The sequence below is a fragment of the Collimonas sp. GW821-FHT07E08 genome, from assembly GCF_059418905.1.
Map to the genome: position 1 here is coordinate 1 of NZ_JBWKQR010000043.1, position 2,475 is coordinate 2,475.

Annotated in this window: 1 protein-coding gene; it reads left to right on the plus strand. The window is 48.0% G+C overall.

Annotation, left to right across the window (positions count from 1 at the left end; all coding sequences use genetic code 11):
• The coding region (locus AC07RZ_RS24050; protein WP_494669861.1) for a matrixin family metalloprotease at positions 1-2,368 on the plus strand (2,368 nt) is incomplete at its 5' end.
• Between the last annotated feature and the right edge of the window lie 107 nt (positions 2,369-2,475).

The window sequence follows — 2,475 nt, forward strand, 5'->3', positions numbered from 1 at the left end:
TCAGTTCGACAGTCTTCTTCCCAATATTTTTGGAATTTCGACCCTGAACCAGATTGTCCAAAATGTTCCTGCAATGCTTGCGGGCTGCCAGCTTACTCAGAATCAGGTTGAGCTCATTGCCACTAATGGACAAGATCAAGACCTAGCAATTTCTTTAATACAACATATTTCACAATACCAACCTGATTTATTCCCGGCGAATTTTACGCTTACTCAGGCTCTGATGATCGCTCTTAGTGGCAACAATGGTGCGGAAGGTCGCGCTGTGATTAACAGTATCATACAAAACCGTCAGGCAACGGTTGCCAACGATGCATTCACGACTGGGATTCTAAGCAACTTGAGTGCGGGTACTCATGCAGAGGGTGTTGTTGCCGCCCTGCTTGCTCAGGACCATCGGGATTGGATTAATCTGAGCTTGGCAACAATTGCAGATGCTAATTTACAGGCTAATTACCAACCGGCTGGCGGGCAATCAGCACTGAATATTGCGGCGCTAGCTGGCCCCGCTGGGTTTCAGCATTTGTATCAAACTATCTCGGCTACGCAAGGCGGGCACTATTCCCTTTCGGCTGCTGCTTTTGAAGCTTATGCTGTCACAACTCAAGGGGGGGCGTATCTAAACTGGTTGATAGACAACAATGTACAAACCACAGTTCAGGTATGGAATCAGAACCTTAACAATGCAAATGGGGGGGCGGAACCAGTTCAAATGTCTATAATGGAAAGCGTGCTTGGTGCAAGAGTCGCACATAATGGTGGTCCTAATCAGGGCGGATTAAGCGGTTCCGGATTAAGCGCTACTTTTCTAACTCCGACGGGCAATACTTTTTGGAATAATCTGGCACTCAATCACCCTGACGTTATAAATTTGATGCGTCAGAATTGGGCTGCTGTTTTTTCAAATTGGTCAGCAAGCGCAGTACAGGCGTTGGGTTCGAATGCGGTTAACCAAGGTCAAGGTGGGTTTTTAGGGGCAATTTTAGCACCAGGAAATTTAGCTCAAGCGGGGGCGAATTTCGCTCAATCGGTTCGCGCTGCTATTTTGCTAGACCCAGAAATATTTAACACATTTGCTACCTCTGGTGCTAATTTTCTCAATCAGATGGCCATTTTATCGGTTGATTTAACCAACGGTAACCCCGTTCCTTACGCTACCTTAACTGCGGCCGGACTTGCTAACTTACTTCAATATGGGATGAATGTACTGGAGGAGGCCGATGCGGCTCAATTTAATGCTATTCCCCCAGCCTCTTTCGCCGCTCTCTCCGTCGCCCAAGCTAATCTCCTGCCAGCCAATGTTTGGCCAAACATCACCGCCCTTCCGCTCGCAGCTATGTTCGCAAGTTTAGGTGCTGCTTACTTTGGTAACGCTGGTGCAGTAAGCCATATTAGTGTGGTTAACATAAATGCTATTGCCCCCACTGTTTTGGCCCAATCCGTTGTTGCAGTCCCAGCAATACAGGCAGCTATTCTTGGCAATTGGGCACAGCTATTACCTGCCCAGCAAAATGCCATCGTTGCTCAAAACATTCCCGGCTTTATCCCGCCCCAGGGCAATGGCGGCTTTGCCGGTCCCCACGCTCTTATTGATAAGCAAATTGTCAGTGGTGCTAGCCTTTTAGCAGGGCAGGCAAATGCTGCTGGTAATACCTCATTAGCAGGATCCGCTCAAAGTGCCCTCGCTGAAGTACAAGAAGTGTTTATCGCCAACTATCAAGGGGAAGTGGCTACTGGTGCTACTTGGGCTAAAGGATCTGTTGTTACTGTCAGTGCTGCAGGATTTACTGCTGCTCAAAAGGTGGAACTCTCTAGCGCCTTAAGTCAGTACACTGCCCTTACTAACCTTACCTTCCAGATGGTGGCTGAGGATGGTCAAATTGATCTTGGATTTGCAAATCTGGATACTGCCAATACAGGTTCGGTAGGCTTGACTACCATTTCTGCTGCTAACGGTCAAATGCAGTCAGCTCAAATCTTGCTGGAAGATCCAGCAGCAGGAACGCAGGATAGTTTGCCCCAAATACTTCTCCATGAAGTGGGTCATGCTTTGGGCTTGGCGGACAACGACATGAATGATTCAGTTTACAAATACTACCTAGATAGCAATAACCAAACTTTAAGCGTGGCAGATATGAATGCCTGGCAGACTCTTTATGGTACATCCACCAGTGAATCTGGCGGCAACAGTAGCAATAACGCCGCTACCGGGGCATCCTTAATCACGGTAGCTGGGCTCAGTCAGCTCATCCAGGCAATGGCCGCTACACAAATCCCAGCAGTAGCAGTCACCACATCAACAGGCACGTTTATGAGTACACCAGGATCAAGCAACCCATCAATCCTGGTATCGGCAACGGTGCACTAATGTAGGGAGAGGCAATGGAATGGCCCCCCTTTCGAAAAGGGATCAAAGTACCCTAGTGGAAATTTGCAAGTCCATTGCAATAAGAAAGGGGCGTCCAAAATCAAGAC